27 protein-coding genes are annotated in these 26,362 nt (G+C 72.2%); 18 read left to right on the top strand and 9 right to left on the bottom strand.

The annotated features are described in order from the left end of the window. The 5 genes from ACFKCF_RS57780 to ACFKCF_RS57760 all read left to right on the top strand — a co-directional run. The coding region (locus ACFKCF_RS57780) for a DUF4153 domain-containing protein (RefSeq protein ID WP_394505552.1) at positions 1-2,146 on the top strand (2,146 nt) is incomplete at its 5' end. 8 nt (positions 2,147-2,154) lie between these two features. Then, positions 2,155-3,720 (top strand): amidohydrolase family protein, encoded by a 1,566-nt coding sequence (locus ACFKCF_RS57775; protein ID WP_394505550.1) that lies wholly within the window; start codon positions 2,155-2,157, stop codon positions 3,718-3,720. A 48-nt stretch (positions 3,721-3,768) separates the two neighbouring features. Beyond that, on the top strand, positions 3,769-4,836 hold the full coding sequence (locus ACFKCF_RS57770; RefSeq protein ID WP_394505549.1) for an alanine racemase: 1,068 nt from the start codon (positions 3,769-3,771) through the stop codon (positions 4,834-4,836). A 9-nt stretch (positions 4,837-4,845) separates the two neighbouring features. Further along, positions 4,846-5,226 (top strand): RidA family protein, encoded by a 381-nt coding sequence (locus ACFKCF_RS57765; protein ID WP_185071114.1) that lies wholly within the window; start codon positions 4,846-4,848, stop codon positions 5,224-5,226. Between the two features lie 9 nt (positions 5,227-5,235). Next, complete coding sequence (locus ACFKCF_RS57760) at positions 5,236-6,432, top strand: hypothetical protein (protein ID WP_394505548.1); 1,197 nt, start codon at positions 5,236-5,238, stop codon at positions 6,430-6,432. Here the strand turns inward: ACFKCF_RS57760 and ACFKCF_RS57755 are convergent. Beyond that, on the bottom strand, positions 6,418-6,966 hold the full coding sequence (locus tag ACFKCF_RS57755) for a TetR/AcrR family transcriptional regulator (RefSeq protein ID WP_394505547.1): 549 nt from the start codon (positions 6,964-6,966) through the stop codon (positions 6,418-6,420). The genes ACFKCF_RS57760 and ACFKCF_RS57755 overlap by 15 nt on opposite strands. 4 nt (positions 6,967-6,970) lie before the next feature. Further along, on the bottom strand, positions 6,971-7,585 hold the full coding sequence (locus tag ACFKCF_RS57750) for a LysE family translocator (RefSeq protein ID WP_394505545.1): 615 nt from the start codon (positions 7,583-7,585) through the stop codon (positions 6,971-6,973). A 102-nt stretch (positions 7,586-7,687) separates the two neighbouring features. On the opposite strand from ACFKCF_RS57750, the gene ACFKCF_RS57745 reads away from it, so the two are divergent. Beyond that, positions 7,688-10,444, top strand: a complete 2,757-nt coding sequence (locus ACFKCF_RS57745; protein ID WP_394505544.1) for an ATP-binding protein — start codon at positions 7,688-7,690, stop codon at positions 10,442-10,444. 7 nt (positions 10,445-10,451) lie between these two features. Here the strand turns inward: ACFKCF_RS57745 and ACFKCF_RS57740 are convergent, their stop codons facing one another. The 4 genes from ACFKCF_RS57740 to ACFKCF_RS57725 all read right to left on the bottom strand — a co-directional run bounded on the left by ACFKCF_RS57740 (position 10,452) and on the right by ACFKCF_RS57725 (position 13,872). Further along, entirely contained in the window at positions 10,452-10,880 is a 429-nt protein-coding gene (locus tag ACFKCF_RS57740) for an ester cyclase (protein WP_394505542.1), read from the bottom strand. Between the two features lie 46 nt (positions 10,881-10,926). After that, a complete protein-coding gene (locus ACFKCF_RS57735) occupies positions 10,927-11,505 on the bottom strand; it encodes a TetR/AcrR family transcriptional regulator (RefSeq protein ID WP_394505540.1) in 579 nt (192 codons plus the stop codon). 43 nt (positions 11,506-11,548) lie between these two features. After that, positions 11,549-12,274 (bottom strand): hypothetical protein, encoded by a 726-nt coding sequence (locus ACFKCF_RS57730; protein ID WP_394505538.1) that lies wholly within the window; start codon positions 12,272-12,274, stop codon positions 11,549-11,551. Positions 12,275-12,927: 653 nt separating this feature from the next. Further along, on the bottom strand, positions 12,928-13,872 hold the full coding sequence (locus tag ACFKCF_RS57725; protein ID WP_394505536.1) for an AraC family transcriptional regulator: 945 nt from the start codon (positions 13,870-13,872) through the stop codon (positions 12,928-12,930). Between the two features lie 122 nt (positions 13,873-13,994). Here ACFKCF_RS57725 and ACFKCF_RS57720 point away from each other — a divergent pair, with 122 nt between their 5' ends. The 12 genes from ACFKCF_RS57720 (at position 13,995) to ACFKCF_RS57665 (ending at position 24,336) form a co-directional block, all read left to right on the top strand. After that, complete coding sequence (locus tag ACFKCF_RS57720) at positions 13,995-14,555, top strand: NADPH-dependent FMN reductase (protein ID WP_394505534.1); 561 nt, start codon at positions 13,995-13,997, stop codon at positions 14,553-14,555. A 316-nt stretch (positions 14,556-14,871) separates the two neighbouring features. Next, positions 14,872-15,138: a hypothetical protein gene (locus ACFKCF_RS57715; RefSeq protein WP_394505533.1), complete on the top strand. Its 267-nt coding sequence runs from the start codon at positions 14,872-14,874 to the stop codon at positions 15,136-15,138. A 57-nt stretch (positions 15,139-15,195) separates the two neighbouring features. Continuing rightward, positions 15,196-16,137 (top strand): sulfite exporter TauE/SafE family protein, encoded by a 942-nt coding sequence (locus ACFKCF_RS57710; RefSeq protein ID WP_394505531.1) that lies wholly within the window; start codon positions 15,196-15,198, stop codon positions 16,135-16,137. A 58-nt stretch (positions 16,138-16,195) separates the two neighbouring features. Continuing rightward, the gene (locus tag ACFKCF_RS57705; RefSeq protein ID WP_394505529.1) at positions 16,196-16,582 is read left to right on the top strand and encodes an RrF2 family transcriptional regulator; all 387 of its coding nucleotides are present in this window, start codon (positions 16,196-16,198) and stop codon (positions 16,580-16,582) included. 105 nt (positions 16,583-16,687) lie between these two features. Beyond that, a complete protein-coding gene (locus tag ACFKCF_RS57700; RefSeq protein WP_394505528.1) occupies positions 16,688-18,319 on the top strand; it encodes a TIGR04028 family ABC transporter substrate-binding protein in 1,632 nt (543 codons plus the stop codon). After that, positions 18,301-19,248 (top strand): ABC transporter permease, encoded by a 948-nt coding sequence (locus ACFKCF_RS57695; RefSeq protein ID WP_394505526.1) that lies wholly within the window; start codon positions 18,301-18,303, stop codon positions 19,246-19,248. Before ACFKCF_RS57700 ends, ACFKCF_RS57695 begins: the two co-directional genes overlap by 19 nt. After that, entirely contained in the window at positions 19,245-20,036 is a 792-nt protein-coding gene (locus ACFKCF_RS57690; protein WP_394505525.1) for an ABC transporter permease, read from the top strand. The genes ACFKCF_RS57695 and ACFKCF_RS57690 overlap by 4 nt, the downstream gene beginning before the upstream one ends. Next, on the top strand, positions 20,033-21,571 hold the full coding sequence (locus tag ACFKCF_RS57685; RefSeq protein ID WP_394505523.1) for a dipeptide ABC transporter ATP-binding protein: 1,539 nt from the start codon (positions 20,033-20,035) through the stop codon (positions 21,569-21,571). The genes ACFKCF_RS57690 and ACFKCF_RS57685 overlap by 4 nt, the downstream gene beginning before the upstream one ends. Then, entirely contained in the window at positions 21,568-22,560 is a 993-nt protein-coding gene (locus tag ACFKCF_RS57680; RefSeq protein ID WP_394505522.1) for a putative FMN-dependent luciferase-like monooxygenase, read from the top strand. The genes ACFKCF_RS57685 and ACFKCF_RS57680 overlap by 4 nt, the downstream gene beginning before the upstream one ends. After that, positions 22,557-23,147 (top strand): CMD domain protein, encoded by a 591-nt coding sequence (locus tag ACFKCF_RS57675; RefSeq protein ID WP_394505520.1) that lies wholly within the window; start codon positions 22,557-22,559, stop codon positions 23,145-23,147. Before ACFKCF_RS57680 ends, ACFKCF_RS57675 begins: the two co-directional genes overlap by 4 nt. Then, positions 23,144-23,719 (top strand): alkylhydroperoxidase domain protein, encoded by a 576-nt coding sequence (locus ACFKCF_RS57670; RefSeq protein ID WP_394505518.1) that lies wholly within the window; start codon positions 23,144-23,146, stop codon positions 23,717-23,719. The genes ACFKCF_RS57675 and ACFKCF_RS57670 overlap by 4 nt, the downstream gene beginning before the upstream one ends. Continuing rightward, positions 23,716-24,336 (top strand): VOC family protein, encoded by a 621-nt coding sequence (locus ACFKCF_RS57665; protein WP_394505516.1) that lies wholly within the window; start codon positions 23,716-23,718, stop codon positions 24,334-24,336. The genes ACFKCF_RS57670 and ACFKCF_RS57665 overlap by 4 nt, the downstream gene beginning before the upstream one ends. A gap of 49 nt (positions 24,337-24,385) precedes the next feature. On the opposite strand, the gene ACFKCF_RS57660 is transcribed toward ACFKCF_RS57665, so the two are convergent. The 3 genes from ACFKCF_RS57660 to ACFKCF_RS57650 are packed head-to-tail and all read right to left on the bottom strand — an operon-like array spanning position 24,386 to position 26,242. Then, the gene (locus tag ACFKCF_RS57660; RefSeq protein ID WP_394505514.1) at positions 24,386-25,171 is read right to left on the bottom strand and encodes a MauE/DoxX family redox-associated membrane protein; all 786 of its coding nucleotides are present in this window, start codon (positions 25,169-25,171) and stop codon (positions 24,386-24,388) included. Positions 25,172-25,185: 14 nt separating this feature from the next. Further along, positions 25,186-25,782, bottom strand: coding sequence for a cell wall protein (locus ACFKCF_RS57655; RefSeq protein ID WP_394505512.1), 597 nt, complete (start codon positions 25,780-25,782; stop codon positions 25,186-25,188). Between the two features lie 10 nt (positions 25,783-25,792). Further along, positions 25,793-26,242 carry a hypothetical protein gene (locus ACFKCF_RS57650; RefSeq protein ID WP_394505510.1) on the bottom strand — a complete coding sequence of 150 codons (450 nt, stop codon included), beginning with the start codon at positions 26,240-26,242 and terminating at the stop codon, positions 25,793-25,795. Positions 26,243-26,362 lie beyond the last annotated feature (120 nt).

The following is a 26,362-nucleotide window of genomic DNA, read 5'->3' as shown; positions in this document are numbered from 1 at the left end:
CGCGGCGCTCGCGGCCCTGGCCACGGCCGGCCCGCCCGGCCGCGACGCCGCCGAAGGTGAGAAGGCGGCAGGGGTGGGTGCCGCCGTCGCGCTCGGGCTCGCGACGGGAGTGGGTCCGCCCTCAGGGCCGGAAGCCGGATTGGGCGCGTCCCGGGGTGGGGCTGCCGGGCGTGGGGCCGGGGTGCCGGCGGGGCCGTCGGCGAGCAGCCCGTTCGTCAGGATGATCGGGGGTGCGGTCGTCGGTGTGCTGGTCGGGTTCATGGCCGGCCTGTTCGCCGCCGTGCTCGTCAGCGTGGCCGTCAGTGACGGGATGGCCCTGGTCACGCTCGTCCTGTGCACCGCGCTCATGGGCGCGGTCGGCGCGGGGATGGGGGCCGGGTCCGGACGCCGGGCGGCCGCGGCGGCCTACCAGTCGGCGCAGGTCGCGGCGTACCAGTCGGCGGCCCAAGCGGCGGCGGGCTACCCACCGGCGGCTCAGGGTGCGGGCGACCCGCATACGGTTCAGGCGACAAGCGGCGCGCCCGCGACCCCGACGACGGGCGGCGCACCCGTGACCCCGACGACGGGCAGCCTGTCCGCGGGCCAGGCGGCGGTCGGTCCGGCTGCGGGGCAGGCGGTGGGGAGCCCGCCGGTGCCGGCGCCGTACCGGAATCAGGGAGGGCCGCCGCCCCCCTACGTGCCGCCGCCCCTCTTCCCCAGGCCCGAGCTGCCCGACTCGCCCCGCTGGCTGCTGCCCGCGGCGGCCGGGGCCGGGGTGTTCGCGGCGGTGGCGTTGCCCGAGGCGCAGGTCGGCCTGGGGATCGTGCTGGTCGCGATGGTTCTGGGCGCGGCCGCGCTTCCCGCCGTGGTGCGGCGGATGACGCCGTGGACGGTGGCGTTCGGGCTGACGGCTTACTTCCTGATCTCGATGGCGGCGGTGCGCGACGCCGACTGGCTGGTCGCGATCCTGCTCGTGGCGGGAGCCGGCCTGGGCGCGCTGGCCGTGTCAGGAGCCGGGGCCGGGTGGCTCGGCGTGATCAGGGGCGGCATGTCCGTGATGCTCGCGCTCGGCCCGGTGCCGTGGTTCCTGGCCCAGCCGCTGAAGAAGCTGTCCGCCAAGCGGCGCGTCCTGCCGATGCTGGCCGCGCTGGGCATCACGGCGGTGCTGCTCCTGGTGTTCGGGCTGCTGTTCGCCTCGGCGGACGCGGTGTTCGCCTCCTTCCTGGAACGGCTGACGACCGCGCCGGACTGGGCGGAGTCGGCTCCGGTGCGGATCTTCCTGTTCGCGCTGTTCGCCGTGCTGCTGGCCGCCGTGGTGCTGGTCGCGCTCAGGCCGGTGGTCGACCCCGTGGGGCCGGAGCCGAAGTTCAGCGTGAGCAGGAGTGTCTGGATCGTGCCTCTCACGGCGGTGAACCTGCTGTTCGCCTCGTTCGTGGCGGTGCAGATCACGGCGCTGTTCGGCGGCAACACCTGGGTGCTGAAGACGGCCGGGCTCACCTATGCCGAGTACGCCAGGCAGGGGTTCTTCCAGCTCGTGGTGGTCAGCGTGTTCGTGCTGGGCATCGTGGCGGTCGCCAGCGGGATGCTCAAGGTCGAGCGGCGCGAACGCTGGCTGCTGGCCGTGCTGCTCGGCGTGCTGTGCGGGCTGACCATGGTGGTGCTGGCCTCCGCCCTGCACCGCATGAACCTCTACACCGAGGCGTACGGCCTGTCCAGGCTGCGCCTGTCCGTGCAGGCCACGGTGTGGTGGCTGGGCACGCTGTTCGCGCTGGTGCTGCTGGCGGGGGCGGCTCGGCTCCTGGGCCGGGGCTCCGGCTGGCTGCCGCGTACGGTCGTGCTGGTGACCGGGCTGGGCCTTGGCGCGTTCGCCATCGTGAACCCCGACCTCCAGGTCGCCCACACGCAGGTCCAGGTGCGCGGCGTGACCAAGCTGGACTCCGACTACCTCGGAGACCTCGGCGCGGAGGCCGTACCCGCGCTGGACAAGCTGCCGGAGCCGCAGCGCAGCTGCGTGCTGGCCGACGTGGTCAGGGCCAACGGCCTGTCCCGCCCCGACCCCTGGAACGGCTGGAACCTCGACCGGGCCCGGGCCCGGGCCGTGCTGGCCGCCCGGCCGATCGACAAGTCCGTGCAATGCCCTCCGGCGTATTCGCGCGGCTCTGATTGAATCTTGGTGTGAGGTTCGACGTAGTCATCAACGGCGGCCGGGTGCTCGACGGTACGGGCGCCCCGCCGTACCGGGCGGACGTCGCGGTCGCGGACGGCAAGATCGCGGCGATCGGGAGGCTGGGCGGCGCCGGGGCGGAGACCGTGATCGACGCGACGGGGCGGTTCGTCGCGCCCGGCTTCGTCGACTGTCACGCTCACGGCGACGCGGCCGTGTTCGACCCGGCGGTCCAGCGGGCGGCGCTCCGGCAGGGGGTGACCACGTTCGTGCTGGGGCAGGACGGCCTGTCCTTCGCGCCCGGCTCGGCCGCCACCGTCGCCTACGCCTCCCGCTACTTCGCCGCCGTCAACGGCCCGCTGACCGTCAAGGGCCCGCTGACCGCCGACGGCCCGCTCGCCGGTGATGGGCCGCTGACCGTCGGGGAGCTGCTCGGCGGCTACGACCGCGCCGTGGCGCTCAACACCGCCTACCTCCTCCCGCACGGCACCATCCGCTACGACGTCATGGGGCCCTCGCCCGAGCCGCCCTCCCGCGACGAGCTGGCGGCCATGCTGCGGCACGTCGAGCGGGGCCTGTCGGACGGGGCGGTCGGCCTGTCGACCGGCCTCGAATACCTCCCCGGCCGCTACGCCACCGCCGAGGAGCTGGCCGCCCTGTGTGCCCCGCTCGGCGGCCTCCCGTACGTCACCCACATGCGCGCGTACGGCCCTCAGGCCGGCGTGGGCATGACCGAGGTCATGGACATCGCCGAGCGCTCCGGCGCCGCCGTGCACGTCTCCCACCTGCACGGCCCCGCGGACGTGCTGCTGCCGCTGGTCGAGGAGGCGCTCGGCAAGGGCGTGGACCTCACCTTCGACACCTACCCCTACCTGCGCGGCAACACGATTCTGGCCATGGTCGTGCTGCCCGGCTCCGTGCCGGGCGCCGAGACCGACCGGGCGCTGGAGATGATCGCGTCGGACGAGCTGGACGGCTGGTGGCCGACGCTCGACGCCGTCTGGCCGCGGCTGACCGTCTCGCACGCCCCGGGGATGGAGTGGGCCGAGGGCCTGACCATCGTGGCGGCGGCCGAACGGGACGGATCGGCGCCCGCCGAGTTCTGCCGCCGCCTCCTGACGGAGACGCGGCTGGAGGCGGGCGTCGTGTCCGCGCGCCCCGACGAGGGCCCGGAAGGGGAGGAGTCGGTACGCAGGATGCTCCGGCATCCCTCGCACACCGGCGGCTCCGACGGCATCTATGTGGGCGGCCATCCGCATCCGCGGGGGTTCGGGGCGTTCGCCAGGTTCCTCGGCCGGCACGTGCGGGAGCTGGCCGACTGGACGTGGGAGCAGGCCGTGGTGCACCTGGCCTCCCACCCGGCCAGGCGCTTCGGACTGACGGACCGAGGGCTGGTGAGGAGCGGGTTCGCGGCCGACGTGGTGGTGTTCGACCCGGCGGCGGTGGGCGACCGGGCGACCTACGAGGCGCCGCGCACGCTTGCGGCGGGCGTCGGCGACGTGCTCGTGTCGGGGGTACGCGTGCTGGCCGGGGGAGAGCTGACCGGCGCGACTCCGGGGCGTGCGCTTCGTCCATGATGGGGGCGAAGGTCTGAGATAGGGTCGGACGCGGATGAAAGGGGTGTTGTGCTCGGGCAGCAGATCTTCGCGGGTGGGCTCGAACTCCCCCTCATGGTCGTGCACCGGGACGCGCTGGAGCACAACATCGAGACGATGGCGGCCTTCGTCCGCGATCACGGCATGGAGCTGGCACCGCACGCCAAGACGCACATGTCCGCTGAGATCGCCGCGCTCCAGCTCGAAGCGGGCGCCTGGGGTCTCACCGTCGCGACGCCGCGCCAGGCGCGGGTGGTCCGCGGGTTCGGGGTGGGCCGGATCCTGGTGGCCAACCAGTTCGTGGACCCGGCGGGGCTCGACTGGGCCGCGGGCGAGCTGGAGCGGGATCCGGCGTTCGAGCTCCTGAGCTTCGTGGACTCCGAGGCCGGGGTGGACATACTCGCTCGGCATGCCGCGTCCCGGCCGTTCCGGGTGTTGGTGGAGCTGGGGCACGAAGGCGGACGAGCCGGGTGCCGGTCGCTGGACCAGCTGCTGAGCCTGGTGTCGTACGTGCAGGAGGTCCCCGGCGTCGAGCTGGCCGGGGTCGCCGGGTACGAGGGTGCGCTCAAGACCGCCGACGATGTCCGGAAATATCTGGACTTGCTGCAGGAGGCCGTCGAGTACGTCCGCCTCAAGAGCCCGATCCTCACCGTGGGCGGCAGCCAGTGGTTCGACGTGATCGGCCGCGAGCTCGTCACCACCCAGGCCAGGATCCTGCTGCGCAGCGGCGCGTACGTCACCCACGACGACGGCTACTACCGCGAGCGCACCCCGTTCAACCGCATTGACGGGGAGCTGCGCCCGGCGCTGGAGGTCTGGGCGCACGTGCTGTCCACGCCCGAGCCCGGCTTGGCGATCGTGGGCATGGGCAAGCGGGACGCGCCCTACGACGAGGGGCTGCCCATCCCGCGCCGCGACGGCGTCACGATCGTGAAGATGCAGGACCAGCAGACGGTCGTGCGCGCTCACGGGCTCAAGCCCGGTGACCTGCTGGCCTTCGGCATCTCCCATCCCTGCACCGCGTTCGACAAGTGGCGCGTGCTGCCCGTGGTGGACCAGGACTACCGTGTCGTCGGCCAGATAACCACCAACTTCTAGGGAGACGCGGTGAAAAAGGAGCTCAGGACCACCGAAGGCGCCGCCCCGATCGGCGCCTACTCGCAGGGCCTTGTGGTGGGTGACTTCGTCTACACCTCCGGCATGGGCCCGCTCGACCCGCAGACCGGTGAGATCGTCGGCGACGACGTGGCCACCCAGACGCACCAGGTCATGCGCAACCTCGGCGCCATTCTCGCCGCGCACGGGCTCGGCTTCGACGACGTGATCAAGTCCACGGTCCACCTGCAGCACCTCGAGCGCGACTTCGCCGCCTACAACGAGGTTTACAAGTCCTATTTCAGCCAGCCGTTCCCCGTGCGCACCACCGTAGGATCCCAGCTGTTGGGCATCCTGGTGGAGATCGACTTCGTCGCTCACAAGAGCGCTTAAGGTCTGCTTGTGGACAGTTCGGTGTACGTCTTCGTCGAGGACCTGCGCGGCGAGGGCGTCGAGCGGGTGCTCGACAGGATCAGCGCGTACGGCGTGAGCGGCATCACCGTCGGCGCCGTGCACCACGCCTCCCGCGACGTCACCCCACACGGACTGTCCCGGCTGACCATCCGCCACGACGGGGCGCACTTCCCCCCGCCGTCCGATCTGTTCGCCGGGCTCCGCCTGTCTCCTGTGCCCGGCTATCCGAACGCCCTCGACGGGCTTCGCGAGGCTTGTGCGAAGCGATCCATGAAGCTCCACGGATGGACGGTCTTCCTGCGCAACGCCACGCTCGGCACCAAGCATCCGGACGTGACCGTACGCGACTGCTTCGGTGACCGAGGCTCGCTCACCGACCTGTGCCCCGCCCACCCCGACGTGCGCGAATACGCGGTCGCGCTGGCCAGGGCGGTGGCCAGGCTCGGGGTCGACAGCGTGGTGGCGGAGTCGCTGCACTTCAGGCCGCTCAAGCCGCAGCGCTCGTTCGTGCCGCTGGGGCCGATGGACGCGTACCTGTTCGGGCTCTGCTTCTGCGACTACTGCATGCGCCGCGCCACCGACCTGGGCGTGAACGCCGAGGTGGCGCGTGACGAGTGCGCCAGGATCGTGGGCGGCGTGTTCGACGGCGACCCGCCCGCGCAGGGGGAGGTGACCCGGGCCGCGCTCACCGCCTACGCGGGGCCCGATGTCGTGGCCTACGCGCGGGCCCGGTCGGAGACCGTCACCACGCTGGTGTCCGAGGTGGCCTCGGCGGTGGCCGACGAGGGCTCCAAGCTGGTGTTCATCGACTCGACCGGCGCGGTCAAGGGCTACCTGGACGGGCTGCCCACGCCCGGGCTCGCGGCGCACGACGCCTGGCAGCTCGGGGTCGATCTGGTGGCGCTGGGTGACCTCGTCCCGGCCTTCGGGGTGCTGGCGTACGCGCGGGACGCCGCTCGGGTGGCTGACGACGTGGGCGCCTACCTGCGGTCGGTGGGCAAGGACCGGGAGGTGCGGGCGGTGCTGCGGCCCGGCTACCCGGACAGCGACTCGGCGGACCGGCTGGTGGCCAAGGCCCGGGGCGCGAAGGCGGCGGGCGCCCTCGCCGTGGACTTCTACGCGTACGGGCTGGTGCCCCACCCGGTGCTGGACCGCATCCCCGCCGCGCTCTCAGAAGCGTTGTAGCCCGTCGAGCAGGGCCGAGACCGCCGCCGTGGGGAAGTCGTCGGCGACCGGCAGGCCCCGGAAGACCGCCCGCATCCACACGGCCCCGGCCAGCAGGTCGACGATCAGCATCGGGTCGACCGGCTCCTTCAGCTCGCCCCGCCGTACCGCACGCTCGAAGATCTCCCGCTCCCGCGCGAAGCGGTCGGCGAAGAAGCGGCGGGCGTCCAGCTCGGGATGGCGGACGGCGGCGGCCAGCGCGGCGACGGCGATGTCGCTGGACGGCGGCTCGGTGAGCAGCCGCTGCACCCCCTCGACCAGTGCGACCAGGTCACCGCGCAGGCTCCCCGTGTCCGGCGCCTCGAACCCCAGCACGTCGGCCTCCACCAGCGCCGCCCCCAGCAGCGCGGCCTTGGACGGCCACCAGCGGTAGATCGTCGTCTTGTTGACGCCCGAGTGCTCGGCGACCCCCTCGACGGTCAGGCCGTCGTAGCCCTTCTCCGCCACCAGCCGCAACGTCGCATCGAAGATCTCCTGCTGTTTCCTCGGCGCCATGGGGTCATTTTCTCCCGGCGAACGCCGTGGCCACTCCCAGTCCCAGGTAGACGAAGCCGCTGACGTACCGGAGGGTCCTGGCCCGGGCGGTGAGCCGGGTGCCGAGGGCGCCGGCGGTGCACGCGTACACGACGTCGGAGATCAGCCCCAGGAGCAGCAGCGTCAGGCCGAACAGCACCACCTGGAGCGCCGGCGAGCCCGCCTCCGGGTGCACGAACTGCGGCAGGAACGCCAGGAAGAACAGCGCCACCTTGGGGTTCAGCACGTTGACCAGCACGCCTTCGAGGAAGACCTTGCGCAGCGGCTGGGGTGGCGGCGCCACGCCCTCCGTCTCCTTGCCGGTGAACGCGCGGATGCCGAGATAGACGAGGTACGCGACGCCGGCCCACTTGACGACCGCGAACAGCGTCGCCGACTGCGAGATCACGTACGAGAGGCCCGCGGCGGCGGCCGCGATGTGCACGAGCGTGCCGGTCTCCACGCCGAACGCGCTGGCCAGGCCCGCGGCCCTGCCCTGGGCGAGGCCCCTGGCGGTGATGTAGAGGTGGTTCGGGCCGGGGATGAGCACCAGGGCGAGCGAGGCCGTGACGAAGAGGGCGAAAGTCGTTGGATGGATCACGAAACAGCAGCGTAAAATGGCTTTGGTATGTAGATGAGGGCCAATCTTGGTCCGGTTTCCTGGACCAATGGGATGTCAGTGGCGCGTGGCATAGTTTCTGGCGTGAACGGTCTTCTCGTCGGGCGCTCTGAAGAGTTGTCCGGACTTGTGCGGGTGCTGCGGTCGGCAGCCGAGGGCACGGCCGGGGTGGCGCTCGTCGGCGGAGACGCGGGCATCGGCAAGTCCCGGCTGATCGCGGAGCTGGTGCCCGAGGCCCGCAAGCGCGGCTTCCACGTGCTGGTCGGCCAGTGCGCCGAGCTGGGCGACGCGCTGCCCTACCTGCCGCTGGCCGACGCGCTGCGCGGCGCGGAGCCGGCCGTGCGCGAGGCCGCGGCCGCCCATCCCATGCTGGGCCAGCTGCTGCCGGGCATGGAGAGCGCCCCTTCGGCGGGGCTCACGCAGCAGCGGCTGTTCGGCTCGCTGCTGGGGCTGCTGGCCGACGTGCAGCCGGTGCTGTTCGTGATCGAGGACCTGCACTGGGCCGACCGGTCCACCCGTGACCTGCTGGTCTTCCTCAGCCGCATGGTGCAGAGCGAGCGGGTCTGCGTGGTCGGCACCTACCGCACCGACGACCTCCACCGCCGCCACCCGCTCCGCTCAGTGCTGGCGGAGCTGCGGCGGCTGCCCACGGTGATGGGCGTCGAGCTGGGGCCGCTGGGCTCCGGCGACATGTCCGACTATGTCGCCACCTTGGGGGAGGTGGGCGCTCAGGAGCTCGGCCTCATCGTGACCCGCGCCGACGGCAACCCCTTCTACGCCGAGGAGCTGTTCGCGGCGATGGCCGAGGGCGACAGCCTGCCCGACGGGCTGGCCAGCCTGCTGATGTCCAGGGTCGAGCTGCTGTCGGAGGCCGGGCAGCGGGTGCTGCGGGCCGCCGCCGTGGCGGGCCGGCGGGTGGAGGACGAGCTGCTGCGGGAGGTGTCGGGGCTGCCGCTGGAGGAGTTCGAGGAGGCGGTCAGGGAGATCGTCTCGCGCGGGCTGCTCAGGGTCGACGGCTACGGATACACGTTCCGCCACGCACTGCTGCAGGAGGCGGTCTACACCGATCTGCTGCCCGGCGAGCGCACGCGGCTGCACGCCGCCTTCGCCAAGCTGCTGACCTCACCCGCCGAGCTGGCCCACCACCACCTCGCCGGCCACGACCTGGCCGGGGCGCTGGCGGCCTCCGCCGAGGCGGGGCGGCTGGCCGAGCGGCTCGGGGCTCCCGCCGAGGCGCACAGCCACTACGACCAGGTGCTGGGCCTGTGGGATCGCGTCGAGGGCGCGGCGGAGCTGGCCGGGGAGAGCCGGTTGGCGCTGGCGCTCCGCAGCGCCGTGGCGGCGGCCGACAGCGGCGACAACCACCGTGCGATCACCCAGCTCAAGGCCCTGCCGCCGACGTCCGAGGTCAGCGAACGCCTGGCCTATTACCTCTACGAAGCCGACGACCAGCCGGGCGCCATCGCGGCGGCGGAGCGCGCGGTGGCGAGCGCCGAGGATCAGCAGGCGCTCGCCCGCGCCCTGGCCACGCATGCCCGCACCCTGATGTACAGCCCCCGCCACCACGAGATCGAGGCCCTGACCGCGCGGGCGCTGGAGACCGCGCGCGCGTCCGGCGCCAGGGACGCCGAGGTGGGCGCCCTCATCACGCTGGCCGTCTACGTGGAGCACCAGGGCGACGTGGCCAGGGCCCACGAGCTGGTCGAGACGGCCTCCGCCGAGGGCACCGGCGACCTGGCGATGGACCTGCGCGCCCACTTCCAGCACGCCCGCATCCACTACGAGCAGGGCCTGCTGGCCAAGGCCGCCGAGGTGGCCGACGCCGGCGTCCGCATGGCGTCCGAGACCGGGCTCAAGTGGAGCACCTACGGCACCGACCTGCGCTTCCTGCGGTTCCTGATCCACTACGTGGCCGGCGAGTGGGACCAGGCCGAGGCGGTCGCGTCCGGCTTCGGCGCGCGGGTGGGCACGCTGTCGGAGGCGACCCTGTCGTCGTTCGCGCTGTTCATCGAGGTGGCGCGGGGTCTGCCCGCGGTCGAGGCGCGGCTGAGCTGGGTGCGGCCGTTCTGGTACGACGAGCTGCCCGCGTACATCTCCCGTGGCCTGGCCGCCGAGCACGCGCTCTGGAACGGCGACCCCGCGGCGGCGCTCGACCACGTGCGGGCGGTCATGGCGCCGATGGAAGATGGCTACGCGTGGGTGCTGCGGGTGGCCGCCATCGGGCTGTGGGCGCTGGCCGAGCTCGGCACCACCGAGGGGGCCGACGAGCTGCGCGCCCGCGCCCGCCTCGCCGTCGACTCCGGGCCCACCGGCGTGCCCGGCCATCTGGGGCCCGAGGGGCTGGCCTGGGCGCTGCGGGTGGAGGCCGAGTGGCATCGGGTGCACGGGCGGCTCGATGTGGAGCTGTGGCGCCGGGTCGTGGACGCGTTCGACTACGGGTTCGTCTACGAGGTGGCGCGGGCCCGCTGGCGGCTGGCCGAGGCGCTGCTGGCGGCCGGCGACCGGGAGGGGGCGCAGGCGGAGTGGGCCCAGGCGCGGGAGACGGCGGAGCGGCTGCGGGCCACGCCGCTGGCCGGCGCGCTGCTGGAGTTCGGGCGGCGGGCCCGGTTCGGGCAGGCCGGCGGGCACGGCGGCGGCCAGGGCGACGGCGGGCTGACGGCCCGGGAGGCGGAGGTGCTGCGGCTGGTCGCCGAGGGCCTGACCAACCGGGAGATCGCGGAACGGCTGTTCATCGCGCAGAAGACGGTCAGCGTGCACGTGTCCAACATCCTGGGGAAGCTGGAGGTCTCCACCCGCACGCAGGCGGCCGCGGCCGGACGGCGGCTGGGGCTGCTGCCTTAGCGCCAGGTCAGGCGCGCCGGGTGAGGGCGACGGCGTCGAGGGCGTGCAGGGCGCCGAGTTCGTCGGCGGTCATCCAGACGTTGCTGATGCGGCCGTCCGCGATGGTGAGGATGTCGATGATGCGCAGGTCCAGGAGGCGGCCCGTGGGCTGGAGGAGCCCCGCCGAGGTCGCCAGCGGGCCGACCTGCTTGCCGCGCATCCTGAACGCCACCGCCACCTTGTCCCCCGTCTCGACCAGGTCGAGCACCTCGCGCTCGGGATCCTCGAAGGTGGCCTGCATGGCCCGGGCCCTGGCGACCAGGTCGGAGGCCGTGAGCAGGGCGCCGTTGACCCGTACGGGGTCGGTGTAGAACTCCCGGAACGCCGCCTCCGCCTCGCCTGCCGGAGGCAGCGGGCTGGTCCACAGGCGGAGAAGACCGTCGACGTCGAATGCCATGCCGCCAGTGTGCGCCCGTCGCCCGGATCCGCCCAGAGGCATCCGTTCAGGCGGGGCGGGTGAGGTGGTCGATGAGGAGGCCGACCCTGGTCTCCTGGTGCTCGGCCGGGATCCGCCGGTCGTGGGCCAGGGTGGCCTGGCCGTGCAGGGCGGCCCACACCACCTCGGCGAAGACGCCCGGATGGTGCTCACCGGCCACCGGCTCCAGCGCGAGCACGAACTCGCCGAACGCCGCCCGCAGCTCCTCCGGCGTCTCGTCGGTGGCGAAGGGGATGGCGACGGGCATGACGAACATGGCCTCGTACAGGGCGCGGTGGGTGCGGGCGAAGTCGAGGTAGGCCGTCGCCACCCGGCGCAGCACCTCCTTGGGCTCGCCGCCCGCCGTCCGCGCTGCTCGGAGCTTGCTCGTCAGCTCCGTGAACCCCTCGATCGCCACCTCCCGCACGATGGCGTCCTTGCCCTTGAAGTGGCTGTAGAGCACCGGCTGGCTGTATTCGACGCGCTCCGACAGGCGCCGGGTCGTCACGGCGTCCCAGCCCTCGGACTCGGCCAGTTCGCGGGCGGCGGTGATGATCAGCTGGTGGCGCTGGGCGCGTTCGCGTGCTCGGCGGGCGGCTATCGACATACCCAGCACGCTAGCATGACTAGCACTCCTAGCGTTGCTCTGGTCAGCTGGTGATGGTCAGGTCGCGGAAGAGGAAGTAGTTCGCGATGTCGCTCTGCAGGTACTGGTGGTAGTAGGTGGCCATGGGCTTGGCGGCCTTGTCCGCGGTGAGGATCGTGATGACCACGTACTTCTTGGACGCGCCCGAGCGCATCTTGCCGTAGGCGTAGCTCTTGTGCGTCTTGTCCGTGTGCCACTTGACCGCGCGGGAGGTGAGCGACGCCAGGCGCGTGACGGCAGTCTTGGCGGCACCCTCGCTGGGGAAGGACAGCACGAGCTGGACCGCCTTGATGTGCCCGCCGTACGCCGAGTATGCGAGCTGGACGGCGCGCCGGCAGTTGTTCTTGGCCAGCACGCCCTGGCCGTCGACCGGGTCGCAGCTGTCGTACGTCCAACCGGCGACCTTCTTGGCCTGGAGCTTCACGTCTCCCAGCTTGAAGTCCCAGTTCTCGAACTCGTCGTCGGTGAGCGGCGAGCCGGGATCCACGCGCTTCGAGGTGCTGGACCGGGTGTCGCTGGGGACCGGGGTGGGCTCGGCGGGCTCGGAGGCGGGCGGGTCCGACGGGGAGTCCGACGGGGGGTCCGACGGCGGGTCCGACGGCGGTGCGGTCGTGGTCGTGGGGACGGGCTCGGCGGTCGGCAGCGCGACGGCCGGTTTCCGGCCGGAGTCACGCATGTAGAGGAACGCGACGACCCCGCCGCCGATCAGGAGGACCGAGACCAGGCCCACGACCAGGCCGATGACCAGGGCGCTGGTGCTCTTCGCCGCCGGGGCCGCAGGCTGGGGCGGCCCTGGGACGGGGCCTGGGGCGGGGAGCAGCAGCGTCCCTTGGGGCCCGGTCGGGTTGCCGTACGGCGGCCCGCCCTGCCCCGGCGGCTGCCCCTGACCGGCCCCGTAGCCGCCTTGCCCGCTGGTCGGGCCGTATCCGGGCGGCGTGGCTCCCTGCCCAGCAGGCGGACCGTATCCGCGTTGTGGGGCTCCTTGCCCGGGCGGCGGGCTGTATCCGGGCGGAGGGACTCCTTGCCCGCTGGTCGGGCCGTATCCGGGCGGAGGGGACCCCTGTCCAGGCCCGTACCCAGGAGATCCCTGACCGGGAGGTGGGCCGTATCCCGGTTGCGGGGAGCCCTGCGCGGGAGGAGCCGGGTGTCCGGGTTGGCCGTATCCCGGCTGTCCCTGGCCGTAGCCGGGCTGCGGGGGGCCGGGTGGCGGGCCGTACTGCTGCTGTTGCTGCGGACCGTACCCCTGCGGCGCTCCTTGCGCGCCCCACGGGCCTTCCGGCTGGGGCTGGGGCGGGGGAGGCTGCGGAGGGTATGCCATTGCTCCATTGTGGTGTAGCTGATCCCCATGTGCCCCAGCCGCCCCCCGAATCCCATCTGACGCGCTCAGGAGACCGTACGCGCCTCGTCGCACACCTGACGGCGGTACTTCCCGGGCGCCAGCCCGTACTGCCGCTTGAAGGCGTTCCCGAACGCGAACTCCGACCCGTACCCGACCCGCTGCGCCACCTCCGCCACCGAGACGTCGGACTCGCGCAGGATGCGGGCCGCCGTGGCCAGGCGCCACCACGTGAGGTACGCCAGCGGCGGCTGCCCGACGAGGGCGGTGAAACGGCGGGCGAAGCCGGCGCGCGAGAGCCCGGCGTGGGCGCCGAGCGACTCGACCGTCCAGTGACGGGCGGGGGCACGGTGGATGGCGTCCAGCGCGCGGCCGATGGCGGGGTCGGACAGCGCGGCGGCCCAGCCCGAGTCCCTGCACGCATCGGACTCCAGGTCGAACCAGGCCCGCAGGATGTAGAGCTGGAGGACGTCGAGCAGGGACGTGACGACGGTGTCGGCGCCCGGCCGGGGGTTGTCGATCTCGCCGGCGAGCAGCTCGACGGCGGCCCGGAGCTCGGGGTGGTGGCCGAGCGTCGTCGGCAGGTGGATCACGTCGGGCAGCGCCCCCAGGATCGGGTGGGTCCTGGTGGGGTCCAGCTGGTAGCCGCAGCAGAGGGTGACCGTCTCGGCCCCGTCGCCGCCCGCGATGGTCGAGGCGAACAACTCGGAGTCCAGGTACGGGTTGCAGATCGGCGCGGCGAGCGGCGTATCGGGACTGTCGGCCAGGCCGTACCCGTCGCCGTGCGGGAAGAAGACCACGTCGCCCACGCTCAGCGGCACGGGATCGCCGGCGGGCGGGATGAGCCAGCAGGATCCGCGCAGCACCATCTGGAAGCCGGCCGACCCGGGCACCTTGGGGAACTCCTTGCCCCAGGGGGCCCGCCAGGAGACGCGCACGGAGGTCGGGCGGCCGGTACGCATGAGGGCGACGACATCGCTCAGCACGTCCACGTCTTCAGTCTAAGGCAAGAGACTCTCACGTATAAAAAGTAGCTTTTGAAGCATTGGATATCTCAACCCTCGCTCCTACTGTTGGTCAGGCATTTCCTGACCCTCTGAGAGGACCGATTGACATGATCAGGGTTGGCATCATCATGGGGAGCACCCGTCCCGGCCGCAACGCCGAGGCGGTGGCGCAGTGGGTCCACGAGCTGGCGGCTAAGCGCGGCGACGCCGAGTACGAGCTGGTGGACCTGAGGGACTACGCCCTGGGCAACCTGGACGAGCCGCAGCACCCCGCCGCAGGGAACTACGCGCACGAGCACACCAAGCAGTGGGCGGCGAAGATCGCATCCTTCGACGCGTTCGTCTTCGTGACGCCCGAGTACAACCACTCGATCCCGGGCTCGCTGAAGAACGCCGTCGACTTCCTGTACGCGGAGTGGACCAACAAGGCGGCCGGTTTCGTGGGTTGCGGAGTGGGCGGCGCGGTCCAGGCCGTCGGGCACCTGCGCGACGTCCTCTCCAATGTGGGCGTGGCCACTGTGCAGCAGCAGGTGGCGCTCTCGATCTTCACGGACTTCGAGAACATGACCGCGTTCAAGCCCGCCGCCGTGCACGAGGACAAGCTCGGCGTCATGCTCGACCAGGTCCTCGCCTGGGGCGGCGCCCTCCGCCCGCTGCGCGCGGCCTGACTCACGACGGACCAGGCCCTCCCCGATCCAGCCGGCCGACCCTCGCCCCGCCTCGCCACTGTTCGGGCGGCCCTCGGCGGTACGGCCGCGGTGCGGCGAGCCCGCCGACCAGCTATGGCGCACCCGCCCCCTCGCCGCCGGGGGCGGGTGCTTCGGCGTGCACTCGTTGGAGGGGGTGATCGGCGTGCTGAGGTGACGGATGGGACGAGCGCTGAGAGGCCGCCTCGGTGCTACGCCGGACACCGACGGAGATGGCGGGGTGGGGCCGCCGTCGCGGGGATGACGGCGCAGGAGCGACGGCGCCCGGGGTGACGGCGTGGGGGACGACGGCGCTGAGGGCGGCGTGGGGGTGGGGGCGGGGCGCCCGGCCACGGCCGCCGCCGACCCGGCGACGGCGATCGGAGCGCTGGGCGCGGCCCTCTCGGACGCCAACCAGGACGTGCGCAAGGCCGTCGTGCTCGCCCTCACCCCCTGGGCGTCCGACGCCGAAGCGGCCGCGGGACTGCGCGCCGCCACCGGCGATCCGGACGCCGACGTACGGGCTTACGCACGAAGAGCAGTCCATGACTTGACTCGATCTTGAAACTCATAAATCCTTAACCCTACTTGGATAGTAGGAAAGATAGGGAAAGGGGCGGTTGTGCGAGCGCTCATCCTGCTCGGGCTGGTCGGTTTCGCGGCCCAGCTCGTCGACGGAAGCCTGGGCATGGCCTACGGCGTCACGTCGACCACGCTTCTGCTGGCCATCGGCACCAATGCGGCGGCCGCCTCGGCGACCGTCCACCTCGCGGAAATCGGCACCACACTCGCCTCGGGCATCTCCCACTGGCGCTTCGGCAACGTCGACTGGAAGGTCGTCGCCAAGATCGGCATCCCGGGAGCGATCGGCGCCTTCGCCGGCGCGACGTTCCTGTCCAGCCTCTCCACCGAGGTCGCCGCCCCGGTCATGTCGCTCATCCTGCTCACGCTGGGCGTCTACATCCTCATCCGCTTCACCGCCTTCGGGCTGCCGCGCGGCAACCTGGGCAAGCCGCTGCGCAGGCGCTTCCTCGCCCCCCTCGGCCTGCTGGCCGGTTTCGTCGACGCGACCGGCGGTGGCGGCTGGGGCCCCGTCGGCACCCCCGCCATCCTGGCCAGTGGCCGCCTGGCCCCGCGCAAGGTGGTCGGCTCGGTCGACGCGAGCGAGTTTCTCGTCGCCATCGCCGCCAGCATCGGCTTCTTCGTCGGCATCGGCTCCGAGAACATCGACTTCGCCTGGGTGGCCGTGCTGCTGCTCGGCGGCGTCATCGCCGCGCCGATCGCCGCCTGGCTCGTCCGGCACATCCCGCCGCGCATCCTCGGCTCGGCCGTGGGCGGCGTCATCGTGCTGACCAACGTGCGCAGCCTGCTGCGCAGTGACTGGATCAAGGCCTCCGGCGGCGTCCAGGCGGTCGCCTACATCGTCATCGCCGTCATCTGGGTGGCCGCCATCGCCTGGTCGGTCCGCGAGTACCGCCGCGACAAGGCCAACGAGTCGGTCGAAGCGGTCGAGTCCGAGCTGCAGGTCCGTGCGGCGGCAGAGGAGGAGACGGCCTCCGCCTGAGGCCACGCGCGCAGGCTCGGCTTCCCGCGGGGGAGCCGAGCCCGACGCATTGATGCCTATGAGAATCTCTGCCCGCACCCAGTACGCCCTCGGCGCCATGCTCGCCCTGGCCGCGGCGGACGGCCCTATGCACGCGGAATGGATCGCCGCCACCCAGGAGATCCCGCGCCGCTTCTGCGACAACATCCTGCTCCAGCTCCGCAGGGCCGGCCTCATCCACAGCCAGCGCGGCCCCGACGGAGGCTACTGGCTCGCCCGCCCGGCCAAGGAGATCGCCCTGGCCGACATCATCCGCGTCACCGAAGGGGTGGAGCAGGCGACCCGGCCCTTCCCCAAGGCCGCAGCGCCGCTGGCCGTGATCTGGGCCCAGCTGCGCAGCCACGAGGACGCCCTGCTGGGCGAGATCACCCTCGCCGACATCGTGGACTCCGCCGAGCCCGCGTAGCGCTCCCAAGGCGGATATGCCCGGACGCATGGCTATTTCATGCTTTATAGGTAGGTTATATTGGTTTGCGCCGATGGCTCCCGTACAACGAAGGGCAGATCTCCCATGTCATCCTCCAGACTGCGCACCACAGCCGTGGCGAGCACCGCGATGCTCGCCGTCGTGGGGCTTCTCGGCGCCTGTGGCGGTGGCGGAGCTGCCCAGTCGGCCAGGAGCGGCGGGCAGCCGGTCCAGGGCGGCACGCTCACCTACCTCGAGCACCAGCCCCCGACCTGCCTCTACCTGCCGGCGGCCGGGTTCTATCCCAACGGCGGCATCCTCAACCAGATCACCGACAAGCTCACCTGGCAGAACCCGAAGACGCTCGAGATCGAGCCGTGGATCGCCACCAAGTGGGAGGTCGACAAGGACGCCACCGAGTACACGTTCCACCTGCGTGACGGCGTGACGTTCAGCGACGGCAGCCCGCTGGACGCCTCCGCCGTGGCGGCCAACTACGACGTGTACGGCCTCGGCGACGAGAAGCTCAAGCTGCCCGTCGCCGAGTTCGTCAACAACTACGAGCGCAGCGAGGTCATCGACCCGTTGACCGTGCGCTTCCACTTCGACAAGCCGTCGCCCGGCTTCCTCCAGGGCACCTCGGTGATCGGGGCCGGGCTGGTGTCCAAGAAGACGATCTCGCTGCCGTACGAGCAGCAGTGCCAGCTCAAGAACATCGTCGGCTCCGGCCCCTTCACGCTGAAGAACCAGATCGTCGACAAGGAGGTGGACCTGGTCGCGCGCAAGGACTACAACTGGGCGCCGCCGTCGTCGAAGCACCAGGGCCGCGCGTACCTGGACGAAATCAAGATCATCGTGACGCCCGAGGACAACGTGCGCGTCGGCGCCCTCACCTCCGGCCAGGCCGACTTCGTCAGGTACGTCCAGGCCTACGATGAGAAGACCGTCAAGGACGCGGGCTTCCAGATCTACGCCGAGCCCACGCGAGGCGTCAACAACGGCCTCTACCTGCGGCCGCGCAACAGCATCCTGAAGGACATCAAGGTCCGCAAGGCGCTGCAGGCCGGCACGAACGCCAAGGAGGTCGTCGACACCCTCTTCACGGGCAGTTACCCGCTGGCCACCTCGGTGCTCAGCCACCTGGCGCAGGGCTACGTGGACCTGTCGAAGGACCTCGCCTACGACCCCGGCAAGGCCAACCGGCTCCTCGACGAGGCGGGCTGGGCCAGGGGCGCCGACGGCATCCGGGCCAAGGACGGCGTGCCGCTGCAGCTCGGCGTGTTCGTCTCCGGCCCGCAGCCGCTGTCGAAGCAGACACTCGAACTCGTCGGCCAGCAGTGGGCCAAGCTCGGCGTGAAGCTGGAGATCCGCCCCGCCGACGCCGGCACCCAGGCCGTGGACATCAAGAACGCCGACAAGACCGCCATCCAGCACGGCATGGTCGGGCGCGCCGACCAAGACGTGATCAAGAGCCACTTCCACAGCAAGAACCGCGACGTCATCCTGTCCGACGACACCAAGCTGGACAAGCTGCTGGAGGAGGAGTCGGCCGAGCCCGACGCCGCCAAGCGCAACGCCAAGGTCGCCGAGATCCAGCGGTACGTGCTCGACCAGGGCTACGCGATCCCGCTCTTCGAGGAGCCGCAGGTCTACGGCGGTGCGCCGTACGTCCAGGGGGTGGCCTTCGAGGCGGTCGCCAGGCCGTGGTTCTACTCGGTGTGGAAGTCGCAGCAGTGACCAGGTACCTGCTCGGCCGGGTCGGGCAGGCGGCGCTCGTGCTCTGGATCGCCTTCACGGCGAGCTACGTGCTGCTGCAGCTGCTGCCCGGCGACTCGATCCTGATCAAGTTCCAGAACCCCGAGCTGGGCCTGTCTCCGCAGCAGATCGCCGAGATCCGGGCCTATTACGGCGCCGGCGACCCGCCGCTCCTCGACTACCTGAACACCCTGCTCGGCTTCCTGCGCGGCTCGTTCGGCTACTCGATCGACACCGGCACGCCGGTCGTCGAGCGGCTGGGCGAGGCGCTGCCGGAGACGGCGAAGCTGGCCTCGGCCGCGTTCGCGCTGGCGGTGCTGATCGCCGTGCTGATCGCGTTCGCGGCCGGCTACAGCAGGGCCTCCTGGCTCAGGAACGCGCTGCTGTCGGTGCCGTCGTTGTTCGTGTCGGTCCCGGCGTTCTGGCTGGGCATCCTGCTCATCCAGGTGTTCTCGTTCCGGCTCAAGCTGGTGCCCGTCATCGGCGGCGGGCCGGTTCAGCAGCTCGTCCTGCCGGTGCTCACGCTGGCCGTGCCCATCTCCGCGCCGATCGCCCAGGTGCTGGCGCGCAGCATGGACCAGGTCTCCACGCAGGCGTTCGTGCCCGTGGTGGCGGCCAAGGGGGCCTCGCGGTGGTGGATCCTGTGGCGGCACGTGGCCCGCAACGCCGTGCTGCCGACCCTGACCGTGGCGGGACTGACGCTGGGCGAGCTGATCGCCGGGTCGGTCGTGACCGAGACGGTCTTCGGGCGCGGCGGCATTGGGCGGCTGACCGAGCAGGCGGTCAACGCGCAGGACACGCCGGTGATGCTGGCGGTCGTGGTGCTCGCGGCGGCCGTGTTCGTGCTGGTCAACCTGGTGGTGGACGTGCTGTTCCCGGTGCTCGACCCACGGCTCGAGGCGGCCTCGTGAAGCGCGGGGGACGGCCGGCGCTCGCGTGGGCGGTGATCGGCCTGGCCGTGCTCTGGGCGGTCCTGCCGGGTCTGTTCACCGGGTACGACCCGATCGCGGGTGTCCCGGCCGAGAAGCTGCAGGCGCCGAGCGCGTACCACCTGTTCGGCACCGACGCGGTGGGACGCGACCTGTTCGCGCGGGTGGTGCACGGGTCCGTGCACTCGCTGTCGGGCGCGTTCGTGGCCGTGGCGGTGGGCCTGGTGCTGGGCACGCTGCTCGGGCTGCTGGCCGGATCCGTCGGCGGGGTGCTGGACGAGGCCGTCATGCGGATCGTGGACGTGCTGCTGTCGGTGCCCGGCCTGCTCCTGGCCCTGACCGTGATCATCCTGCTCGGCCCCGGCACCGTGAACGTGGCCATCGCGGTGGGCGTGGGCTCGGTCGCGGCCTTCGCCAGGCTGTCGCGCTCGGAGGTGGTCCGGGTGCGGCGCACCGACTACGTCGAGGCCGCGTTCGGCAGCGGCGGCCGGTTCCTGGCCGTGCTGTGGCGGCACGTGCTGCCCAACTCGCTCGGCCCGGTCATCGCGCTCGCGGCGCTGCAGTTCGGGATGGCCATCCTGGCGATCTCGACGCTCGGCTTCCTCGGGTACGGCGCCGAGCCGCCCACGCCCGAGTGGGGCCTGCTCATCTCGGAGGGGCGCAACTACCTGGCCACGTCGTGGTGGCTGACCACCCTGCCCGGCGCCGTCGTGGTCACGGTGGTGCTCGCCGCCGGCCGCATCAGCCGTTCGATCGGGAGGCACGAGTGAGCCTGCTGGAGGTCCGCGACCTGGCCGTCTCCTACGACGGCAGGCGCGCGGTCGAGGAGGTCTCCTTCACCGTGGAGCCCGGCGAGGTCGTCGCCGTCGTCGGAGAGTCCGGATCGGGCAAGTCCACCACCGCGCACGCCGTCATCGGCCTGCTCCCCTCCAACGGCGCCGTGGACGCGGGCCGGATCCTGCTCGGCGACGCCGACCTGGCGTCCTGGTCGTCCAAGCGCATGGAGTCGGTGCGCGGCGCGCAGATCGGCCTGATCCCCCAGGACCCGTCCAGCTCGCTGGACCCGGTCAAGACCGTCGGAGCGCAGATCGCCGAGGTGCTGCGCATCCACAAGCGCGGCGACCGCCGGGCCATCCGGAGCCGGGTCGTCGACCTGCTGGCCCGTGTGGGCCTGCCGGACCCCGAGGCGCGGGCCCGCCAGTACCCGCACGAGCTGTCCGGCGGCATGCGCCAGCGCGTGCTCATCGCCATCGCGATCGCGCTCGAACCCCGCCTGATCATCGCCGACGAGCCCACCAGCGCCCTGGACGTCACCGTGCAGCGGCGCATCCTGGACCTCATCGACGACCTGCGCGCGGAGTCCGGCACCGCGCTGCTGCTGGTGACCCACGACCTGGGCGTGGCCGCCGCCCGCTCCGACCGGCTGGTCGTCATGAAGGGCGGCCGGATCGAGGAACAGGGCAGGACGGCGGAGGTGCTGGCGGCCCCGGCCGCCGACTACACCAAGCGCCTGCTGAACGACGCCCCGTCGCTGTCGGCGTCCCCGTTCCGCGACCCCCCTCCCGGGAGCGAGCCCGCGATCGTGGTGCGCGACCTGGTCAAAAAGTTCAAGGGGTTCAGGGCGGTGGACGGGGTCTCGTTCGAGGTGGCCCGCGGCACCACGCACGCGCTCGTGGGCGAGTCCGGCTCCGGCAAGACGACCACGGCCCGGATGGTGGTGCGGTTCGCCGCGCCCACCTCGGGAACGGTGACCATCGCCGGGGCCGGGGAGGGTCGCGGGTTCCGCCGGCACGTGCAGCTCGTCCACCAGAACCCGTACGGATCGCTGGACCCCCGGCAGTCGATCGGCGACATCGTGGAGGAGCCGTTGCGCAACTTCCGGCTGGGGGACCGGGCCGAGCGGCGGGCCCGCGTGCTCGACCTGCTGGACCGGGTCGCGCTGCCGCGGGACGTGCTCACCCGCAGGCCGCGCGAGCTGTCCGGCGGCCAGCGGCAGCGGGTGGCCATCGCCCGCGCGCTGGCGGCCGGGCCCGAGGTCGTCGTGCTCGACGAGGCCGTCTCCGCCCTCGACGTCACCGTGCAGGCGCAGATCCTCGACCTGCTCGAACAGCTCCAGCGCGACCTGGGGCTGACCTACCTCTTCATCTCGCACGACCTGGCGGTGGTGCGGCAGATCTCGCACACCGTCTCCGTCATGAACAAGGGAAGAATCGTGGAATCAGGAACGACCCGGCGGGTCTTCACCGACCCCCGGCACGAATACACCCGCGAGCTGCTGGCCGCCATCCCGGAGCCCGCGATATGAGGCTCGGCTTCTTCACCCGGCTGCTGGACGACGTGCCCGCGGGCGAGCGCTACCGGCTGGCCACCGAGCAGATCGCCCACGCCGAGGCGTACGGGTTCGACACGGCCTGGGTCGCGCAGCACCACTTCGACGGCGCGGAGGGCGGCCTGCCGGCGCCGCTGGTGTTCCTTGCCCACGTGGCCGCCCGGACCAGCCGTATCAGGCTCGGCACCGGGATCATCACGCTCCCGCTGGAGCAGCCGGTGCGAGTGGCCGAGGACACCGCCGTGCTCGACCTGCTCACCGGCGGACGGCTGGAGGTCGGCGTGGGCAGCGGCGGGACGCCCGCGTCGTTCGCGCCGTTCGGGCACGACAGCGGGGAGCGCTCGGCCGTCTACGCCGAGCACCTGACGGTGCTGCTCAACGCCTGGTCCGGGGGCGACCTCGGCGGCGGCAACCGGCTCTACCCGCCCGCGCCGAGGCTGCTGGAGGCGGTCTGGCAGGCGACGTTCTCGGTCGGCGGCGGCGTACGCGCCGGGCGGGCGGGCCACGGGCTCATGCTGTCGCGCACGCAGCCCCGCCCGGCCGACGACCCGCAGGCCACGCTGGCCCAGATCCAGCGGCCCATCGCGGACGCCTACCTCGAACACCTGCCGCCCGGCGCGGCGCCGCGGATCATGGCCTCCCGGACCGCGTTCGTGGCCGACAGCCGGACCGAGGCGCTGCGCTACGCCGAGCTCGGGCTCGGGCGGGGGCGGCTGCCGTTCGAGCTGCCGGACAGCGACCTCGACCGGCGCATCGCCGCGTTCGACGTGCACGTGGGCACGCCGCAGGACGTCATCGAGAGCCTCAAGGCCGACCCAACCCTCGAACGGGTCACCGACCTGGTCCTCCAGGTGCACTCGGTGGACCCGCCGCACCCGCTCATCCTCCGCTCGATCGAGCTGCTGGCGACCGAGGTCGCGCCCGCGCTCGGCTGGGTTCCCTCCACAGAATTGAGCTCCACATGATCGCTGACGTCATCGACCACCTGGCGGGCATCCAGCCCGGCTCGCCGCTCGACTGGTTGCGCGGCCGCCGGCCCGCCGCCCGCGAGCACGCCCAGCGCAGCTACGACGCGCTGTTCAGCCCCGAGACGGAGGAGGAGATCACGCTCGTCGAGCGGGACGCGGTCGCCGCCTTCGTGGCCGGGCTGCACGACGATCCCGGCATCGCGCGCTTCTACGCCGACCGGCTGGCCGAGCTGTCACCCGGACTGCTCGCGGCCGTCGAGTCGGAGGTCTCGGCCGGGGCCACGACCGGGCCGTACGGGGTCTACCCGGGGGAGGGGCCGCTGTCGGTGGAGAGCGACGAAGGGCTGCGCTACCGGGCGCGCCGCCCGGGCGACCTGGGCGTCCGGCTCGCCGCCGCGTTCGAGCACGCCCACCTGCTCGTGTTCCGCCCCAGGGAGGCCGGCCGGGAGTCCCTGGACGCGCTGGCCCGGGCGGGCTGGAGCGCCACGGGCGTCGTGACGCTGTCGCAGCTCGTCGCCTTCCTCACCTTCCAGATCCGCGTGGTGGCCGGGCTGCGTCACCTGCAGAACGGAGCGACCTCATGACCCGACTGGCGTTCACGCGGGAGCAGCTCGGGTGGCAGCCCTGGCTGGCGCCACTGGAGACGGACGAGCTGACCGACGAGCACTACGAGGCGCTGGTCGACAAGGCCCGCGCGAAGTCGCCGTACTTCCTGCTCCTGGCCAGGGACCCGGCGATCCTGCAGGCCAGGACGAAGACCGACAACGACATCTTCTACAACGCCGACGGCGGGCTGCCGCGGGCCGGGCGTGAGCTGGCCGCGACGGCGACCTCGCGCCGCAACGGGTGCGTGTTCTGCGCCTCGGTGCACGCCCGCTTCGCCGCCCACTACTCCAAGCGGGCCGACGACGTGCAGCGGCTGCTCGACGAGGGGGTCGGCGCGCCCCAGGACGGGGAGTGGCAGGCGATCATCGACGCCTCGGTGGCCCTGGCCGCCACCCCGGCCGAGTTCGGCGCGAACCACATCGAGGCGCTGCGCGCGGCCGGGCTCGACGACCTGGCGATCAGCGACGTCGTCCACGCGGCCGCGTTCTTCAACTGGGCCAACCGCCTCATGCTCTCGCTCGGCGAGCCCGTCGAGGAGCCGGCGTCATGACGGCGGAGCTCGACCACCTCGTCTACGCGGTGCCCGACCTGGCCGCGGGTGTCATCGCGTTCGCCGAGGCCACCGGGGTGACCCCGGCGGCGGGCGGCAGCCACCCGGGCGGCACCGCCAACTACCTGATCGGCCTGGGCCCGGCCGCTTACCTGGAGATCATCGGCCCGGACCCGGCGGCGGCGGGCGCGCGGCCACGCGCGTTCGGCCTGGAGAACCTCACCGCGCCCCGGCTCGCCGGGTGGGCGGTGCGGCCCGACGACATCGACGAGACGGTACGGCGGGCCCGCGCGCTCGGCGTCGACCCCGGCGAGGTCCAGCCCCTCTCGCGCCGCACGCCCGCGGGGACGCTGCTGGAGTGGCGCCTGACCAGATGGGCCGACCCGGCGGCGGTCAACCCGGTGCCGTTCCTCATCGACTGGGGCCGGACCGCGCACCCGGCCGCCTCCGGGCTGCCACAACTGGGCCTAACCTCCTTCACCGCCACCCACCCCGACCCCGACGCGCTGCGCCGCGAGCTGGCCGCGATCGACGCGGAGCTGGAGATCTCGGAAGGGCCGGAAGCGGCGTTGCGGGCGGTGCTGGACACCCCCCGCGGCTCCGTGACCCTGATCTGACGATCACCCGTGCCCGTCCCCGCGCGGACGGGCACGGGTGTCCCACGGCTCAGGGCGCCTTGACGGCCTCGGAGCCGACGAGGGTGACCAGGACGCGCGAGGGGTCGCTCCCGGTGAGGGGGACGGCGAAGACCGCCGTCCGCTCGCGGGCCCCGAAGACGACGAACCGCAGGCCGTCCTCGTCCCAGGTGTCCTGGACGTCGGAGCTGATCTGCGCGGACGCCGAGCAGTAGGCGGGGCTGCGGTAGAGCAGGTGCAGCGAGGCGCCCAGCGGGACGTGCTCCGGCGGCGGCACGGCGAGCGGGCCGCGCAGCCGTACGCGCAGGCGCCGCAAGGGGGTCAGCCAGTAGCGGTCCAGCTCCGCAGAAAGGGCCATCAGGGCCACGGCCTCCGCCAGGCCGAGCGCCACCAGCGGCGGGCCCGGGTCCGCCGGGACGGCCAGCAGGCTCGCGGCCAGCAGGAGCCCGGCGCGGGCGAAGGCCCGTACGTCCACCGGCTTGGAGTGGGCGCCGAGGCAGCCGCACGACGCGGTGGGTGCGGCCACGTACGAATAGGTGAGGTACGCCAGGAACCCGGCGGAGAGCAGCGCGGCGAGCAGCGCAGTGACCGGGCCCTGCCACGGCGAGACGGGCGGCAGCAGCAGGACGGCGGCGACGGCGAGCTCGGCCACTCCGACGACCCGGAGCGCCGGGACCGCGCGCGTCGCGCCGACCAGTCGGGCCAGGGCGGTCTGCCCGGCCCGCACCCGCATCCGCCGGCTGAACAGCTTCATCAGGCCCGCCCAGGCGAGGAACAGGGCGATCACGTACGGCTGCGTCGCGGCGATCCCGTGCATGCCAAGGCTCCTTGCTAGTGCGGGGAGAAGACGGTGGCGATGTCGACCTCGTTCGTGTCAGGCCGCCAGGCGCCGAGGATCTGCACGTGCTGGGCGACCTTCAGCATCGACAGGTCCGCGGTGGCCGGCGCCTCGGAGTGGATCGCGACCGACTTGCCGGCCACGACGTGGCACAGCACCTCTTTGCCGTTGTGGTCGAGGTGGATGGTCTGGTCGGTGATGTTCTTGATGTGGCCCTTGATGTTGACGATGTTGAGCCAGACCGACTCGGCGGCGAGGGTGCCGTCCGGCATCCGCACGCCGCGGGCGTAGAGGCCGTCGCCGGGCTTGGCCGCGTCGAACGCCACGGGGCCGAGCTTCCACAGGCTCGTGCCGTCCACGACCCTGATGTTGTGGATGACCATGTTCGAGCCGAGGACGAGCAGGGTGTTGTCCTTGATCGAACGGATCCTGCCCTCGGCGAAGTTGGGGTCGGGGGCGCCCGGCTCGACGTCGGGTGCCGAGTTGGCAAAGGCCGCCTCGGGTCCGAGCGAGCCCATCGCGGTCGCGGCCACGACCGTGGCGCCGCCGCCGAGCAGGGCGGACTTGAGCATGTCTCTTCTGCTGGTCATCGTCGCCCCCTCACGCCGCGTCGATCGAGCAGGGACGCAGGCCGGTGGAGAGACTGGCGATCTTGCTGTACGCCGCGGGCGTGAGGTCGATGATCCGGTCGGTGGCGCAGGTCGCGCCGCAGCAGCTGCGCTCGCCGCAGAACAGGTCGGTCTGCGGGCCGCAGTCGGCGATGGAGGTGACGACGCTGACGCCGCTGCACAGGTTGGTGGTGCGGTGCTGGAAACCGCAGGTGCGCCGGGAGAGGTTGAAGCCGCAGGTGTCGGGGTGGGTGATGGCCCAGCAGGCGTCGGAGGTGTTGGGCCAGGCGTGCTGCAGGCTGCCGGAGTTGCAGGTGCCGCAGGCGCCCTTGCCTGTGGTGCTGCACGGTCCCCAGGCTGTGCCGCAGCAGAACCAGGACACCTCTCCTTGGACGGCGGCGTTCAAGTCGATGGGGGTCTCGGGGGGCTGGGTGCGCGCCATGCGCGACCTCCTCGGGTGAGCTCTGGACGGTCTCGGTGGGGGATCCTGAAACTTTCCGACTCGATCTATGAGTACCATGTAAGGATTTTTCGTCAATGCCCCTATTTTTTGGCCTTTATC

The organism is Nonomuraea sp. JJY05 (assembly GCF_043496855.1).
Classification (GTDB): domain Bacteria; phylum Actinomycetota; class Actinomycetes; order Streptosporangiales; family Streptosporangiaceae; genus Nonomuraea.
Note: the sequence above shows the minus strand (reverse complement) of the source record. Positions and strands in the feature narration are given on the sequence as shown.